Annotated in this window: 16 protein-coding genes; 6 read left to right on the top strand and 10 right to left on the bottom strand. The window is 40.9% G+C overall.

Features of this window, described 5'->3' with window-relative positions; translation table 11 throughout:
• Positions 1 to 4 precede the first annotated feature (4 nt).
• From rbtA to cxpE, 3 genes are all read right to left on the bottom strand, one after another.
• The gene (gene rbtA / locus HYI04_RS11965; RefSeq protein WP_010326402.1) at positions 5 to 1810 is read right to left on the bottom strand and encodes a rhombotarget A; all 1806 of its coding nucleotides are present in this window, start codon (positions 1808 to 1810) and stop codon (positions 5 to 7) included.
• Between the two features lie 122 nt (positions 1811 to 1932).
• Positions 1933 to 2637, bottom strand: a complete 705-nt coding sequence (gene hda, locus HYI04_RS11960) for a DnaA regulatory inactivator Hda (protein ID WP_010326401.1) — start codon at positions 2635 to 2637, stop codon at positions 1933 to 1935.
• 15 nt (positions 2638 to 2652) lie between these two features.
• Positions 2653 to 3873: a chloramphenicol efflux transporter CxpE gene (gene cxpE / locus HYI04_RS11955; RefSeq protein ID WP_010326400.1), complete on the bottom strand. Its 1221-nt coding sequence runs from the start codon at positions 3871 to 3873 to the stop codon at positions 2653 to 2655.
• Between the two features lie 132 nt (positions 3874 to 4005).
• Here cxpE and purM point away from each other — a divergent pair, with 132 nt between their 5' ends.
• Together purM and purN are read left to right on the top strand one after the other, a co-directional pair.
• A complete protein-coding gene (gene purM, locus HYI04_RS11950) occupies positions 4006 to 5076 on the top strand; it encodes a phosphoribosylformylglycinamidine cyclo-ligase (protein ID WP_010326399.1) in 1071 nt (356 codons plus the stop codon).
• Between the two features lie 5 nt (positions 5077 to 5081).
• A complete protein-coding gene (gene purN / locus HYI04_RS11945; protein WP_010326398.1) occupies positions 5082 to 5711 on the top strand; it encodes a phosphoribosylglycinamide formyltransferase in 630 nt (209 codons plus the stop codon).
• Positions 5712 to 5764: 53 nt separating this feature from the next.
• Here purN and HYI04_RS11940 read toward each other — a convergent pair whose 3' ends face one another.
• Both HYI04_RS11940 and sppA read right to left on the bottom strand, forming a co-directional pair.
• The gene (locus HYI04_RS11940) at positions 5765 to 6565 is read right to left on the bottom strand and encodes an alpha/beta fold hydrolase (protein ID WP_010326397.1); all 801 of its coding nucleotides are present in this window, start codon (positions 6563 to 6565) and stop codon (positions 5765 to 5767) included.
• A complete protein-coding gene (gene sppA / locus HYI04_RS11935) occupies positions 6562 to 7581 on the bottom strand; it encodes a signal peptide peptidase SppA (protein ID WP_010326396.1) in 1020 nt (339 codons plus the stop codon). The genes HYI04_RS11940 and sppA overlap by 4 nt, the downstream gene beginning before the upstream one ends.
• A 127-nt stretch (positions 7582 to 7708) precedes the next feature.
• Here sppA and HYI04_RS11930 point away from each other — a divergent pair, with 127 nt between their 5' ends.
• Positions 7709 to 8698, top strand: coding sequence for a lysophospholipid acyltransferase family protein (locus tag HYI04_RS11930; protein WP_010326395.1), 990 nt, complete (start codon positions 7709 to 7711; stop codon positions 8696 to 8698).
• Here the strand turns inward: HYI04_RS11930 and HYI04_RS11925 are convergent.
• From HYI04_RS11925 to HYI04_RS11915, 3 genes are all read right to left on the bottom strand, one after another.
• Entirely contained in the window at positions 8598 to 11069 is a 2472-nt protein-coding gene (locus HYI04_RS11925; RefSeq protein WP_010326394.1) for a DNA internalization-related competence protein ComEC/Rec2, read from the bottom strand. The genes HYI04_RS11930 and HYI04_RS11925 overlap by 101 nt on opposite strands.
• A gap of 100 nt (positions 11070 to 11169) precedes the next feature.
• Positions 11170 to 11853: a lipoprotein-releasing ABC transporter ATP-binding protein LolD gene (gene lolD / locus HYI04_RS11920; RefSeq protein WP_004693913.1), complete on the bottom strand. Its 684-nt coding sequence runs from the start codon at positions 11851 to 11853 to the stop codon at positions 11170 to 11172.
• Positions 11846 to 13081: a lipoprotein-releasing ABC transporter permease subunit gene (locus HYI04_RS11915; protein WP_004980646.1), complete on the bottom strand. Its 1236-nt coding sequence runs from the start codon at positions 13079 to 13081 to the stop codon at positions 11846 to 11848. The genes lolD and HYI04_RS11915 overlap by 8 nt, the downstream gene beginning before the upstream one ends.
• Positions 13082 to 13105: 24 nt before the next feature.
• On the opposite strand from HYI04_RS11915, the gene HYI04_RS11910 reads away from it, so the two are divergent.
• Positions 13106 to 13675 carry a PilZ domain-containing protein gene (locus tag HYI04_RS11910; RefSeq protein ID WP_004980648.1) on the top strand — a complete coding sequence of 190 codons (570 nt, stop codon included), beginning with the start codon at positions 13106 to 13108 and terminating at the stop codon, positions 13673 to 13675.
• 15 nt (positions 13676 to 13690) lie between these two features.
• On the opposite strand, the gene HYI04_RS11905 is transcribed toward HYI04_RS11910, so the two are convergent.
• Both HYI04_RS11905 and HYI04_RS11900 read right to left on the bottom strand, forming a co-directional pair.
• Complete coding sequence (locus tag HYI04_RS11905; protein WP_010326392.1) at positions 13691 to 14602, bottom strand: DMT family transporter; 912 nt, start codon at positions 14600 to 14602, stop codon at positions 13691 to 13693.
• A gap of 13 nt (positions 14603 to 14615) precedes the next feature.
• A complete protein-coding gene (locus HYI04_RS11900; RefSeq protein WP_004693920.1) occupies positions 14616 to 15086 on the bottom strand; it encodes a YaiI/YqxD family protein in 471 nt (156 codons plus the stop codon).
• 265 nt (positions 15087 to 15351) lie between these two features.
• Between HYI04_RS11900 and HYI04_RS11895 the strand changes: the two genes are divergently transcribed.
• Complete coding sequence (locus HYI04_RS11895) at positions 15352 to 16284, top strand: hypothetical protein (RefSeq protein ID WP_010326391.1); 933 nt, start codon at positions 15352 to 15354, stop codon at positions 16282 to 16284.
• Between the two features lie 420 nt (positions 16285 to 16704).
• Positions 16705 to 16845 (top strand): hypothetical protein, encoded by a 141-nt coding sequence (locus HYI04_RS11890; RefSeq protein ID WP_004693924.1) that lies wholly within the window; start codon positions 16705 to 16707, stop codon positions 16843 to 16845.
• Positions 16846 to 16970 lie beyond the last annotated feature (125 nt).

The raw sequence follows: 16970 nt of genomic DNA, 5'->3' as shown, positions 1-16970 counted from the left end.
CTTTTTATTTTCGACGCAGCAAAATTAAAGCAAATAACCCCAGTAAGCTCAGAATACCCGTGCTGCCCCCAGAAGTTTTAATTTTGTCACTTTCCATATGATTTTGCGGTTCTTGTACAATTTGTACATTCACTTCGACGAACGGAATATGTTCATCAAAACGTGTCGTGGTTGTGACCAGCTGTAACCTGAAAATATCAGCACCATGCCATGCTCCATTTGGCGTGTAAGTAATATTTCCTAGTTCATCAATCACCACTTTACCTTTCGATACCGTTTGAGTCTGCTGCACCCGCATACAACCGGGTTGCCACTCTTCACCATTTGGCGCTTTAGCCGATTTGAACAAGCTTGCACATTCGGTTTTGGACAGTAGATCACTATCTCCAAGCAGATCTGCAACAGAAAGTTTAGCTACTTGCCCCGCTATCAGATCTTCACCAATTAAGCTAATGGTCGTTGGGACCTCAATCTCAATTGCACCACGGTCACAAAAGGTATTATTCGTATTTCGATTCACACCACGTTGATCTGAATTTTCACAGCCAATTAAAGAATCCGTTGTGTTTACAACCACTTTACCCTTGTTCACAATTGGAGAATCTAACCAATGCGTCTGACTCATTAAAATGCGTGGACGGATATAGCCTAAAAATTTTTGGTTGGGAACAATATAAGGACACAATAAACTGTCAGCATCTGCAGACATGGTTTTACACTCACCCACCACATCACTGCCTGCAATCAAAGCGCCAGACCAAAACTCATTCGGATAATAGCTCGCACCACTGCCACAGTCACTTTGCGTGACTAAGTTGTTCTGAAGAACTGCTTTACTTAAATCCCCAGCACAGTTTTGTGTGATGGTATTTTCAGCATTCCCTAAAACGATACTATTGGCCAGATAAGCCAAGTTTGTAGATGGATTGAAATAAATCCCTTTACTGTTTCCCACCACCGTTAAGTTATTCAAAGCCATGCCATCTCGAACATTGACGACATAACCTGTATTTTTCACAAAGGTACTACTGACCAGACGTGATGCTAAACTGGATAAGGTTGTATCTTCTTTAACAGCTGCATTATTGACAGAGTAAATATTGGCACTGCTTGCATCTGTTGTTTTATTTTCTTTGAAAACTGAATTATAAATCCGAAAAGAAGGCGCGTCCCCATACAAAATAGCACCTTGTGCCGCTTGGTTTTGCTCAACCAGAGTAGAGCGAATTTCAACTAGACTACGACTAGTACCATCTTTGAGCAAGGTTGCGACATTGTAAATCGCACCCCCTTGCCCTGCAAAACCACCTGTTAATTTGACGTATTCAAGACCTAAATATTCATTGTTATAAATTAAACCACCTTGATTCACACCGCAGTCTTTCGCACAGCCCTGTAGAGTAACCTCTTTTACTAACACACGAATTAAAGCATTCTCAGCATTATCAACCCTTAATAAGTTGTCAGAACCATTCATTTTTAAGATGGCATTACTTAAACCCTGAACAGTTTCTTCCCCCACAGAACTGTCATAACTTGTTCTGAGTGTTAAATCTTTTTTGATCGCAAGATGGGTATTTAGCAAATAGGTTTTATTTTTCTCAAGCATGACGGTGGAAATCGCATCTTTGCCCCCGCAACCATAATAACCCGCCTCAGGCATACCTTGATTAATATAGTCGATAGCTTCGCGAAGTGAACATTCCGTGTCATTTTTGACAATATCGTCAGTGATGGTCACTTTAATATTATCCGAATAGGCATGACTCGCCACCAATAGCGTAGCTACACCTATGCTCTTCTTGAGCATAACGATCTCCTTGCTTTTATTTTATCTTTTCTTTTTATTCTTAGATTGCAAAATCCCTGCAATATCTAACAATTTTTTGTACTCTGTCACAGCTCGGACAATTTCTCAAGTAATATTATGATTTACCGATATTCGTCAATTAGCGCATAAATTTGTCTGAGATTTGCATTACTCAGTTTGGTTTTCTCACCTTTTAGTAGTTGAATTAGTTGTTCTAAACTTTGCAATAATACCGAGGTTTGATGCGGCCCATGCGCGAGTAAATAATCAATAATCTGTTGATCGATATGAATCCCACGACGCGATAAAACCGACATCACTAATGTAGAACGATCGGCATACAAACTTCCGTTTGGTACTTTCACACTTACAGCTTGCGTCAGGCGAGATTGTAAATCAGGTAGTTCAAGTTTTAATTCAATCGGTGCAACACGAGAAGAGAACACCAATTGGCCGCCTTCTTCGTTATTGTAGTTGATCAGGTGAAAAACCGCTTTCTGCCAATGCGGCACACCGCTTATGGCTTCGATGTCATCTAAAGCGACAAGGTCAAAACGCTCTAAAGAAGTAATTGCTTCTGTTGGCGCATCCAACAGTTCAAGTAATGAAACCTGAATCGCTGTTTTACCCACATCCAAATAAGAATCACAAATTGCTGAAAGTAAATGACTTTTCCCAGAACCTGCACTACCATACACATAAAAACGATTCATTAAACCCGCATGTAACTGACGAATCGCATCGATAACATGCCCCCATCCCGGCCCAGAAAAATCACTGATTCGGGCATCGAGTTGGGGTTCAATATCTAGTTGCAATTGACGCATGCTGGTTTGTGTATCCTAAATTTCTTTATGGTCTATCTGATCAATCTTACTTGAATTTTCAGATGCTTGCTGAGCTTTTACCGCTTGATTTTTTAGTTCAATATCAACATCGACCTGATCAGTTTCAATCGTAATTGAACCCGCTGATGAATCTTGCACAACATAAGTAGATGTACTATACATTGGGCTGTTTTCATAAAACTCACGTGCATGTCTTAATAAGACCACAATCACAGCAGCGACAGGCAATGCAATTAACATTCCTAAAATACCGCCCAATTGCGCACCAGCCAGCACTGCAAATACCACAGCAACTGGAGACAAGCCAATTTTATCGCCCAACAAAAACGGTTGTAATATATAGCCTTCCACTGCCTGACCAATCATAAAGACCACGCCAACCAAGAGTAGTTGCATCCAATCAATACCAAACTGGAATAAACTTGCAATCACTGCAGCAATAATTCCGACAGCAAAACCTAAGTACGGAATGATACTGCATAGCCCAGCCACCATCCCAATAATCAAACCGACTTCAAGTCCAATTAACTGTAAGCCCATTGCATAGACCACGCCCAAGAGCACCATGACCAAGAACTGACCTTTAACAAATGCACCAAGTACACTATGACATTCTTTAACAATGACTAAGGTCTGTTCTTCATATCGCCGTGGAATAAGACGACGGAAACTGTCCAGCATGCGATCCCAATCTAATAAAAAATAGAATGCAATAATTGGGATCAGCACAACAGTACCACCAATCTGAATGAAGTTCAGTCCAGACTGAGCCAATTTGGCAATCATAGCCTGAATACTGTCTGCACTATAGTTGGTCTGTACATATTCCATAATTGCGGCTGAAATCTGATCAACATCTAATTCCATTGGGACCAGATTAAAACTGTCAGATAACCAAGGGAGGAATTTATAATTTGCCCAATGTATACCTGAAGGAATGCTGTTCTTTGCATACATCAACTGTTCCCATACCAGTGGAACTAAATACCAAAATGCCAATGTAATGACAACGCCAATACCGATAAAAACAGCACTAATAGATAACCAACGTGGTAAGCCAATTTTATGCAGTTTATCGACCAGTGGACTAAACAGATAAGCGACTAAAAATGCACCAATAAAAGGTAAAACAACAGGCTTGAGTAGATACAACACCCAGAGTATGAGCGCGATTCCTGCCAAAATAAAAATACGTTTAAGTGTACGATCTTGCATGCAATCTCGCCTTTGTCAGATTTAATCGTTATTGAGAAAAATATTTTAGTAAAGATAACATTTTAGCGCAGAAATAACATATGTGTTTCGTATATTCAGGTATAATCGCCCCGCGAATGCGGAGACTTCATTATGAGCAACTCAACTTCTACCCCAAACACTGGTTTAAGCTACAAAGATGCAGGTGTCGACATTGAAGCGGGCGACGCGTTAGTCGATCGTATCAAATCTGTCGCGAAGCGTACTACTCGTCCTGAAGTAATGGGCGGATTAGGTGGCTTCGGTGCACTTTGTAAAATCCCTAAAGGTTATGAAGAACCTGTTCTCGTATCTGGCACGGACGGTGTTGGTACAAAATTACGTTTAGCATTGAATTTGAACCGTCATGACACGATTGGTCAAGACTTGGTTGCAATGTGTGTAAACGATCTTCTTGTATGTGGCGCTGAGCCATTATTCTTCCTTGACTACTATGCAACTGGCCATCTTAATGTAGATGTGGCTGCAAACGTAGTTACTGGTATCGGTACAGGCTGTGAACTTGCTGGTTGTGCATTGGTTGGTGGTGAAACTGCCGAAATGCCTGGCATGTATGAAGGCGAAGATTACGACTTGGCAGGTTTCTGTGTAGGCGTAGTTGAGCAAAGCAAAATTATTGATGGCTCTAAAGTCAAAGCGGGTGACGTTTTAATTGGTGTTGCATCAAGTGGTGCTCACTCAAACGGTTACTCTCTACTTCGTAAAATTTTAGACGTGAAAAACGTTGACTTGGCGCAAATCGTTGATGGTCGTCCACTTGCCGATGTTGCAATGGAACCAACACGTATTTACGTGAAGCCTATTCTTCAACTTTTAAAAGAAGTTGATGTACACGCAATGGCGCACATTACTGGTGGTGGTTTACCAGGTAACTTACCACGCGTATTGCCGAATGGTGCTCAAGCTGTTGTGAATGAAGCATCTTGGGAATGGCCAGAATTGTTTAAACTTCTTCAACGTGAAGGTGGTGTTGAACAGTTCGAAATGTATCGCACATTCAACTGTGGCGTAGGCATGGTCTTAGTTGTTGATGCAGCTGATGCGGATAAAACAGTTGAACGACTCAATAGCCTTGGTGAAAAAGCTTTCACTATGGGGCATATCGCAGACAATGCTGAGTCAGTTGAAGGCGCAGACGAAAAAATCCGTGTGGTATTCGCTTAAGTCATATGATTAAAATTGCTGTTCTGGTTTCGGGAAGTGGATCAAACCTTCAAGCCTTGATTGATGCCAATCTGTCAGGGCAAATTGTGGGTGTCATTTCCAACAAACCTGAAGCCTATGCGCTACAGCGTGCTGAAAATGCAGGTATTGCGACAGCGGTCATTGAGCACAAACAGTATCCTCATCGTGAAGCTTTTGATGATGTCATGCATCAACAATTGCTCGATTGGGATGTGGACTTGGTGGTTCTTGCTGGCTTTATGCGTATTTTAAGTGAGAAATTTGTCAGTGCTTGGGAAGGGAAAATGATCAACATTCACCCTTCTCTTCTACCGCATTACAAAGGTATGCATACCCATCAGCGCGTCTTGAATACTGGCGATCAACTGCATGGCTGTACCGTGCACTATGTGACGGCTGAACTCGATGCAGGTCAAGCTTTAGCACAAGGTGTACTGCAAGTTGGTTCACATGATGGTGTGAATAGTTTGGCCCAGCGTGTACATACGCTTGAGCATATCATCTACCCGCAAGTGGTAGAGTGGATTTGTACACAAACGATTCAGCATACAGACCAAGGCGTTCTCTACCGCGACACCTTGATGCACGAGCCAATTCAGTTTTGCAAATTTTGAAAATAGAAAACGCCTCCAAGGAGGCGTTTTTTTATGGTTGCTAAAAAGTACTATTAAACATTTTCTTGAATCAGCGCCTTAATCAGAGCAACCGTTTCTTCTGGTCGCTCCAAAGGAAACATATGGCTTCCCTCAACGATTTGATAAGGAATGCCAAATTTCTTTTTCACTATTTGTGGAAAACCTGGACCAATAAAAGGACCTTTTTTAGCAATCATTAAATGCATCGGCACTTGTGGTTTGCACTGAGGTAGCCACCATAAAGAAGGATTGGTTCTGAAGATATGAACTTCATCCATTTTTGCAATCGTAAGTTCAACACCGCCACGGACACGATCTTCCGTTAAAGCATATTCAATATAAGCTTGAAAGCAGTCTGGATCAAAGTCTTTATAAAAACCTTTTGGACGTAAAAGTTCAGCTGCTTGCTCACGGCTTTCCCAATGGTCACGACGCCGTAAAGATAGCGCTGCTGGTGACATGGTATCAACCATTTTTAACTTCAACATTTTCGCAAAGTGTAATGCAAACGAGGCTTTGCCCATGATCAAAGGCGGGTCTATCATGATGACTTGTTGAAATAACTCAGGACGCTGTAACGCCGCCTGAAACGTCAGCACTGATCCTAATGAATGTCCTAAACCAATCACTTTACGACCCTGTGCCTGACGAACAATACTGTCAATCACTTGCTGAGTTAAGCTTTTCCAATGGTTATCAATCGGGTAGTTTTTATCTGGTCCTAGTAAAGGGACATAGATCACATCATACTGATCTGACAATAAATCAAATAATTTCTGATAGACCTTAGAAGGCACGCCATTGGCGTGCGCAAAATGAATTAAAGGTTTCATTGCAGTTTCGTGGTCTGTTCAGATTGCATTTGATTTGAAAGTGAAGATGCAAAACCAGCTCCCATAGATGCACCTAAACGGCCTAATACAGCATCTAGTGGGCTATGTACCACCGTATAATCCATCGCTTTATCGGTATTTAGTTCACGTTTTAAAGTATGTAAATTACCAATACGATCAGCAATACCCAGTTTGACCGCCTGATCCCCTGTCCAGAAAAGACCTGAGAAAAGTGCAGGATCGTTCGACTTTAACTTTTTGCCACGACCTTGTTTCACAGCATTAATAAAATGCTCGTGTACATTATCAAGTACACCTTGAACATGTGCGCGCTGCGCAGGGTTAACGGGTTGTGTCATTGATAATAAAGCTTTGTTTTGACCAGAGGTCATAGTGCGGTCTTCAACACCTAGTTTTTGCATGAGGCCATTCACCCCATAGTTCGGCATAATCACACCGATTGAACCCACTAAACTCGAAGGATTCACCAAGATTTCGTCCGCAGCAGATGCGATATAGTAAGCACCTGATGCACCTGTATCACCAATCACCGCATACAATTTTTTATCGCTATGCGCTTTTTTCAAATATTGAATTTCTTGCCAGATTTCATCCGACTGAACCGGAGAACCGCCCGGTGAATTAATATTGAGCACCACCGCTTGGCTTTGTTTATTTTCAAAAGCTTTCTTTAATGACTTAATCGTGTCATCACTGTTTACGCTTTGCTCATCAGCGGCAATGGTACCAACAATATCAACTACAGCTATGTGTTTAGATGCGGTTGCATCCGTACCACTAGTCGAACAGCTCTTGGTCATGGCAAATAGAATAAACAAAAGATAGGCGAAAGTTAGACATTTGAAAAAGATGCCCCAACGACGTGCACGACGTTGTTCCTCGACGGAAGCTAAAACTGCTTTCTCTAAAAGTTTCCATTCGTTTCCTGTCGGTTGTTCATGTACAGGCTGTTGTTTCGGCGTTTCATTTTCTGGTTTTGGTGGCCAATCGGACATATAACAATCCAAACTTGAATAAAATTGCCCTCATTATATACACTGATTTGTAGAAAACTGTCGAAACAGTTTATTTTAGCCTATAATATTTTATGTTTTTATCCACATGCACCATTGACTCTAAAGAATGACTAAAGCACAAGAGCAAAACTCGACTTATCGTTTACTGCGTTTTGTAAGCAAACAACCTATTAAATTTGCACGTTTTTTTGCTAAAGGTTTAGCAGGCTTAGTCAATCTTTTAAAAATCAGTAAAAACAATGACGCCCTCAGACTCAACTTAAAAATTGCACTGCCTGAGCTGAGTGATGAGCGACGTGAAATGATTGCGAAGCAAGCAGTGCGTAATGAACTGACCACCTATTTTGAGTTTTTTAGTATCTGGGGTTCAAGCAACCAAAAAAATATTGAACGCGTCCAAAAAGTACATGGCGAACATTTGCTACATCAGGCGCTTGCCGCTCAGAAAGGTTTAGTCTTAATCGTACCTCATTTTGGGACTTGGGAAATTATGAATAGTTATGTCGCCCAATTTACTGAAATGACTATTATGTATAAACCGGTCAAAGATCCTGGTGCTGACTTATTTGTTCGTGAGGCGCGCAGTCGTGAAGGCGCTCAGCTTGTGCCGACCGATGAATCAGGGGTACGCCAAATTTTTAAGGCGCTCAAACAAGGGGGAACAACCGTAATTCTGCCCGATCATACCCCAAAACAAGGCGGTGAAATGATTCCTTATTTTGGCTTTCCTTTGGCTTCAAGTAACCTGAGCGCCAAACTGATTCAAAAAACCAAAGCCAAGGCTTTACTGCTCTATGCTATTCGTAATGACGATGGCTTTGATATGTACATTGAAGAAATGAGCGAAAGTATTTATCAAGGTACAGCCAATGATGGCACCTTCGTCATTCACCAAGCTATTGAGGACTTGGTCCACCGTTATCCTGAGCATTATCATTGGACCTATAAGCGCTTTAAAGCCAACCCTAAACTTCGAGCACTGTATAACCTTCCCTTTAATGAGGCTGTGACCCGTTTAGAGCAATTGCGTTTGGAACAACAGAATCAGTCGACTGCAACCACTGTCGAGTCTGACGTTGTATCGTCAGTTCAATAATCCCTGTAGGCTGCACAATAAAACCGATACTGCCTTGCTCTACTGTTGTTAAGAGTGGGATATTTAAAGCTTTCAAACGAGTTTGCGTTACTGTACTTGGATGTCCATAACGGTTATTGAACCCTGCTGAGGCAATTGCTAATTTCGGTTGATAATGTTTTAAAAACGCATAGGCTGAACTATGTCGACTGCCATGATGACCCAAGACCAATACATCAACTTTTAAGTCTGGATAATCCTGTAATAATTGAAACTCGGTTTGCCAGCCTGCATCCCCCATAATCAAAAAATACTGATAAGGCTGTACACCCTTCACTTGTATATAGACTACACAAGATAACTCATTTTGCTGATATGGCACTTGTGCCAATTGATTGGCTTTCGGTGACAAAATTTTGATTTCCACTTGTTCAGACCATTGCCAGATCTGACCTTGTTGGCAATAGTTAAAGTTTGACGTAGTCGCCACATCCAATTGCTGATTAGAGTAAACTTGATTGATCGACAACTCATTTTTTAATGTGGCATAACTTCCACTATGATCTTGATCCAAATGTGTAAGTATCAGCTGATCTAATTGGCTCACGCCTTGCTTCGATAAAAATGGCTGAATAATCTGCTTAGCAACGCTAAACTTCGATTCATCATAGGAGCCACCAACATCAATCATGGCATGCTGTTGCCCATCTTGCATATACACCGCTTGTCCCTGACCGACATCCAATACGACCAACTCAAAAGGACGGTTTTGGCTGCTAAACCCCAACAAAGGAATCAAACCTAACACCAGCCATGATTTTGGTAGACTCGGTTTGGGCATAAAAATAATGATTAAGAGCACAATCAATAAAATGACTTGCCAAGTATTGAGCGCAATCGGGTATAACTTAATCGGTAGTAGCGCATCCAATCCATTGAGTATGCCCAATAAAAATACCAGCACCCAATCTGCCAACTGAAACAAAAGGCTGCTCAGCGGTTCAAAAAGATAAAAAGTAAATGCTGCCAAAACCTCCAGTGGTACAACCAGTAAACTGATCAGTGGAATAGCGACAAGGTTACTGATTGGACTCACCCATGAGACTTGCTTGAAGAAAATAATCACCAAAGGCATCAGAGCCACAAATATTTTCCACTGCGACTCAACCAAAAGTTTTAAGCTAAAAACGAGTTTTTTCTGCCAAGACTGCGGGCGACTCAAATCCAGCCGAATAGTCGTTTGATAAATGCGTAAAAGCACAAAGCATGCACCATAGGACAGCCAAAAGGCAGCTGATAGAATTGAAAAAGGGTCTAACAGTAAAAGGAGTGATGCACTCAATAAGAGTAACGTCAAAGCTGAAATTTTCTGCCTGAGCCAAATCAACACACTTAAACAGAAACAACTGAGTAAAGTACGAAGTGCAGGAATTTCAAAACCAACAAAGGCACAATACAGCAATACGCAGCAACAAAATGGCAGTAACAATGCATAAGGTCGTGGGATTTTTAGAAAAATCTGTGGCCAATAACGATTCAGCACCTTTTGTAACAGCCAACACAGCATCACGGCAAAGATCAGCACATGTGGCCCAGAAATCGCTAATAAATGGCTAATGCCAAAGCGTTGAAAAAGTGCTGTCGTCTCCTTATCTAAAAAACTTTCATCCCCAGTCAGGAGTGCTAGAATTAAGCCCTTATGGCTTAAAGGCTGGCTATAAATAAAATGACGAATGTTTAAGCGCTGTTGTTCTATACCCAGTTGAATTTTATTGAGTACACCCTGCTGTTTTCTTAAATAATGGGTATAGCCTAATGCAGAAATTTCTGACTCAGACAAGGGGTGTATGTGCTTGAGTTTAAAACCCGACATGAGATTACGTTGCAGATACCACTGCTCAACATCGAATACACCTTGCACCGCATAACTATGCGCAGGACGTATTTCCCCTATCAGTCGGTAGTATTTCCCAAGTTCCAAGACCACTTGCTCATCCGAGATCCTTTTTTGAAAACCCAACCACTGCACTGGTTGCACATGTCGGTTCAAGACCTGTATTTCTTGCTGAATGGTCTCAGCACCCAGTTGGTTAACTTTTGCGATATAAACAATAATTTCAGCATCTTCAACTTTTGTTTCTTTATAGGCTAGACGCTGTTGCAAAGCTGATTGTGCATAATGATATCCTGCAGTTAAAAACAACATTGAATAAATCAGTCCACATAAAAACTGCAAAATAAGGACGTGTTTGTGCTTAAAGAGAAAAAGCTGTAACGGCAAAAGTACAGTGACCAAAATCAATGCTGGGTAAAAAAGGTGATTTAGGATGGGGACGGTCTGCCCCATCAGTGCAATTCCTACAATCCAAGCAGCAGCATATAAAAACTTCATTCTTTTAATCAGTTATTTTTTTATTGGCGCCATAATAAAGCCCACCGAAGTGGGCTTCAATAGATAGTGGCTTTATCTCATATTTTTATCGGCACTCAGCCTAGTCATTGACCCAAAGACCATCTTGCATATGCAAAATCGAATCGGCGGACTGAGCCAGTTGTTCATCATGCGTCACGATCAACATCGCCATATTGAATTCCTGACGTAAATCCATCAGCAGCTCAAAAATTTTACTTGCTGTTTTACGATCTAGGTTGCCTGTCGGTTCATCTGCCATCATCAACGCAGGCTTGGCCACCAATGCACGCGCTAATGCAACACGTTGCCGTTCCCCGCCCGAAAGCTCACCCGGTTTATGGGTTAAACGATGCGTCAATCCTACACGTTCAAGTAAATATTCGGCTTGCTTTTGTACATCTTTAAAGTTGGTGCCTTGACGTAACATCAGTGGCATTGCCACATTTTCCAAAGCCGTAAACTCAGGCAACAGATGATGGAACTGGTAAACAAAACCTAAGTGTTGGTTACGTAAATAACCACGCTCGGCTTCATTTAAACTGTCAAAACGACTACCCTGCAAAAAAACCTGCCCAGAACTCGGACGGTCTAAACCGCCCAAGACATGCAACAACGTACTTTTACCCGAACCACTCGACCCCACAATCGAGACAAATTCGCCTGCTTTAACTTGTAGAGAGAGACCTTTAATCACCTCAACAGTCGACTTACCATCGGTAAAGTGCTTTTCAATATTTTGCGCTTCTAAAACAATTTTACTCATAACGTAATGCCTCCGCAGGTTGGATTTTTGCGGCACGCATTGCAGGATAAATTGTTGCAAGGAAACTTAAAACTAAAGACAGTGACACAATGGTTAATACATCTTGCCATCTTAAATACGATGGTAAGTAATTGATAAAGTAGGCATCAAACAGATGAAGTCCCATCACATTGTTTAACCAACCCACAAAACCACTAATTCCAGAAGCGAAAACAATGCCGAGAATCGCACCCGATACCGTACCAATCACACCAATAATCGTGCCCTGAACCATAAAAATACGGGTAATGGTTGCAGGTGAGGCGCCAAGGGTACGTAATATGGCAATATCCGATTTTTTATCGGTCACGACCATCACTAAGGATGACACAATATTAAATGCAGCCACCAAGACAATCAGGAAGAGCAATAAGCTCACCATGGCTTTTTCCATTTGGATCGCACTAAATAAATTGCCGTGAGTATAGGTCCAATTCGAGGCATAAAAACCGCTTGGCAGATCCATCACAATTTCATCAGCCACTTTAGGTGCTGCAAAAATATCATCCAATTTCAAGCGAATGCCTTGCGCGCCATCAGGTAGGCGTAACAACGTTGATGCATCATTCAAGGCAATGTAGCCCATCATCGAATCAACCTCAGCACCAATGCTGAAAATGCCCACAATTTTGAAACGTTTAAAACGCGGTACCACACCCGCTGGTGATGGTGTTGCCTCTGGTAAAACCAAAGTCACACTATCATTTAAACCTAAACCTAAGGCATCGGTCATTTGTTTACCTAAAACAATACCAAACTCACCTTTTTTTAAGTTATCAATACCACCTTCAACCATGTGGTCTTGGATAATCGAAACCTTTTTTTCATATTGAGGTTCGATCCCCGTGACCATAATTCCAGCCACTTGGCCTTGTGCCGTAAGCATCCCCTGCAATTGAGTAAACGGTGCTACGCCTGTGACGTGTTCCTTTGTCTCAATTTTTTTTGCAAGTTCAGGCCAATCTGTTAAAATTTGTGTTGAAGAAACAGTGGCTTGAGGTATCATTCCAAGTACACGTGTTTTCAGCTCTCGGTCGAAACCATTCATTACAGATAAGACTGTAATAAGTACAGCCACACCCAGTGTCAGACCGATCATCGAAACCAGTGCAATAAAAGAAATAAAGTGGTTGCTACGCCGTGCGCGAGTATATCTCAACCCTATATACAGCGAGATTGGTTTAAACATACCATCTAGTCCGAGGTCATAATTATGGAAAATTTACAGCATCAAAACGTTCAAGCAGAACGTCGTGTGATGTCACGAATCGATGCGGCCTTGAGAATTAACTATCAGATCATTTCTGATGATGTTGCCCTGAATGACCCTTACGATCCTAATTTTGTTTTACCGCGCTATTTTCTACTACTCGCAGAATTAGATCAATTTGATCATGCACTAAACTACGAATTAGAACAATTATCTGAAAAAGATCAACAAATTGCTCGAATCTTATCCCTATTTAACCAGAAATTAAACCTGATCACGGGGTCTTTGTACGACACAATTGTACAAACCATGTTACCTACGCCTGAACATGTGAATTTTTCTGAAAGTGGTTTGAGTTTCTATAGCGAAAAACAAATTCAAGATGGTACCTATATCCACTTAACCTTGAGCCACCCTGAAAACTTCTTCCATATTGCCGCGATTGCACAAGTGGTGTACAGCAATGAAGAGGAAAATGGCAAGTGCCGCACGGGAGCATACTTTATTACCTTGCACCCGCAAGATCGTGTCAAATTGGCCGACTGTATTTCTTTGACGGTCGAAGATCATTAAAGCTAGAACCTTGGACTAGTTTTGGCTTTTTAACTTTTGGGCAAGTTTCCGACTTGCCTGAAGATCTTTATAAAAGTAAACGAATAAACCTGACAGTAAAACCACTGCACCCAACATCACCATCATCGAAAGTTTTTCCTGATTCAGTACCGCACCTATAAATAGAGCAATCATCGGCGTCATGACGGTAGTCAGCGATAAAGTCGTAGGTTGAATTTTCTGTACCAATTTAAAATAACAGAACATCGCAATCAATGACGCCATGACGACCGTATATAGCAGCGCCAAGCAAGTTTTCAAATCGGGCATTTGCTGCGGTGCATGCTGCCAAATAAAAGGCACAATACATATAGCCGCCAATGTCGACACCAAAATTGAACCTGTCGCTTGTGCAACGGGTTCAATATTCGCATTGACTTTTTTCACCCAGAAAATAGAGGCTGCATAAGAAAATACACTAAGTAACATCAGTCCAATCCCAAACGGATGGACATGCTGTGCTGTACCTGCAAGGCAAATTATCGCAAGTCCTAGCAGTGCAATACACATTCCAAACCACTGCATTGCACTCAAATAGCTCTTAAAGTAAAAACGTCCGATCAGCCCTGCCATAATCGGTGCTAAGCCAAACATCAATGCAATCATGCCTGAACTAATATAATTGGTGGCAACATAGGTAAAAAACTGCGAACCAATCAAGCTAAAAGAACCAGCCAAATAACTATGCCAAGCGACTTTATCGGTGGGGAACTGTCGTTTTAAAACCAATAACAAACAAATCGCCAAAGGCAAAGCAATGAAAAAACGTAATACCAATGCCCACAGCATATGTAAATCGGTCACACTCCACACAATCGCTAAAGGCGTTGTGGACCAAATAAAAACCAATAATCCATAGGTTGCCATCAGATTGGCTTTAGAAGACATAATCAGCTCGATGCTAAATGGCAGTTTTGCGTTTTTGCTTTTGAATGGTTTGGTCTAAAGAACTAGAAAATTCGCGTTTATCACGCTCAGAAATAGGTGGTGGCCCACCCGTGTTTACACCTGCTCCACGTAATGAATCCATAAAATCACGTAAATGTAGGCGGGCTTTGACATTAGCGGTAGTATAGATTTCACCACGTGGGTGAATTGCGATTCCACCCTTTTCAATCACCTGTGCTGCCAGCGGAATGTCTTGTGTCATCACAATATCATTCTCTTTCATGCGTTCGATGATTTCTTTATCCGCGGCATCCGCCCCACTCATCACTTGAATCGAATTAATACGAACGGAAGGCGTAATCCCGACATTTTGATTGGCCACAAAGGTCACTTCAAGTTGATAACGATCTGAAGCACGTAAAATCACTTCACGTAAAATTTTAGGCAATGCATCTGCATCGACCCAGAGCTTAAATGGCAGCACTGCACATCCATAAACAAAAGAAACTGCCTTAGTCTAACAAACTCAGTGCTTGAGCATAATAGATAAAACCGCTCAAAATCACCTATACAAAGCTCGCTTCATACTTTTTAAGTATCAGATGAAAATACTTTGTTCTTTTGTCTATCAAATAAAGTAAGGCTTTACTCTTTTTTGATGATTTTCTAGTAAAAATAAAATATAGGACTTGAAATATAGAAATAACCCTCGATTTAATAGGGATATATAACCTCATTCAATCGTGCATATGAACAATCAAAATAGTCCAGAAATAATCACCATTGATGACCAAAACTTTGGTAGCCACGTCGAGCATTGGAATTTACTCACAGATAACCCTGCACAAGATGTCCCTAAATGGTTAGGTTTAGCTTTAAATGCACCAATCATGCCGATGGGTTTATGCCAGACTGAACAAGATATGGATACGGGTTGTTGGCTCATTCAAGGTCCAAGTCAAGCGGCTGTTCAACTGACTCAAGTCATCGCGGTTGAAGACAATAAACCCAAGGCCGTTAAAACTGCATTTCCAAGTTTTAATAGCCCCTATAAAGTGTCTGCTGTGGTTGAACGCATCATTCGCGGTCAATCCAACACACAAGCCGTTTTACGTTTAAACTTAGGCAATAACAGCATCGTCTACGCTTATGACAGCTTATATAGCGTCAATCATGCTCAATACCAAAAAGACCAAACCTATATTGCACATCTCAATGCATGGGCATATGAACTAGAAGCAGTCGCAGAGCACGAGCAACTAGTGGTTGATGACCCTGCATCGATTAAACATCATCGTGCCTTGAACGATATTTTGGCAGCAAACAATGGCATTGCTCCTGCAAACTTGCAAGAACAGATTGATGCATGGGAACCAAAGTCGGATGATGACAAAGAACCTGTGACTGTCGATTTTTCAAAAATGGTCGCTTATTTGTATGGAGAAAAGATAGGTCAGGAAGATGAAGCATGGTTCCAAGGGAATATTGTTGGCAAAACCAACATGCAATTTATGGAACAAGACTACACTCTGCTTGATGTTGCCTTGATTCATGAAGACAACCAAGCTGCAACACTGATTCGTATTGCCACTAAAAATCCAGAGTACGCCAACTTTAATATCGGACAATACATTCGCGGCAATATTTGGATTCAAGCCAATATTTATGCATTAAATCAATAATTTATAAAAATAAGCCAACGCAGCCTATACCAGATCGATGTATAGGTTGCGTTGGCTTTTTTATTTATATCAGTACGATTTATTTTAATTTGAATTCATTTGTATAAAACTTATCCACATATTTTATTATCTCTTGGCATTTTAAATTCATTTAAAAGAACTTTTATCCACAGTTTTAAATTCAATTATCTTATTTTAACGATGAATAATAAAATCTTAAGTTCTATGACTTTCAGATAGTTAGTTATTGGTAGCTACTGGCTTCTGGGTTAACTCAGCATAAACTTGAATATTTAAGTGATTATGTATAGTGGAGATCTGATTATTTTTAATTAGTACTTTATTTAAGCAATTTTTTATGTTAAAAATACAAACATGCAATAGGATTTTAACGATAATTAAATCGGAATAAAAACTTCCATGAAAATTATGCAAGAAGAAAATATACAGCATGTTGAACATCAATTAGAAAAGCGTTATCAGCTTGACGCTTATTCGTGCATGTTTTTTGTGTTAGGCATGATGATTTCTGCCTACTTCTTACATCAGTTCATCCTGTAACTGATTTCACGTCGCAGCCTAATTCAAAAAAGCCAACTTTGTTGGTTTTTTTATGTCTAAAAATATCTGCTACGCCGTATCACTGGATCATTCTTTCCATGTTCTACGCTAAGAAACATGGCACC

It is taken from the genome of Acinetobacter sp. SwsAc2 (genome assembly GCF_013391465.1).
Classification (GTDB): domain Bacteria; phylum Pseudomonadota; class Gammaproteobacteria; order Pseudomonadales; family Moraxellaceae; genus Acinetobacter; species Acinetobacter johnsonii.
The sequence above is the reverse complement of the archived record's forward strand: the minus strand, read 5'-3'. Positions and strand labels throughout refer to the sequence as shown.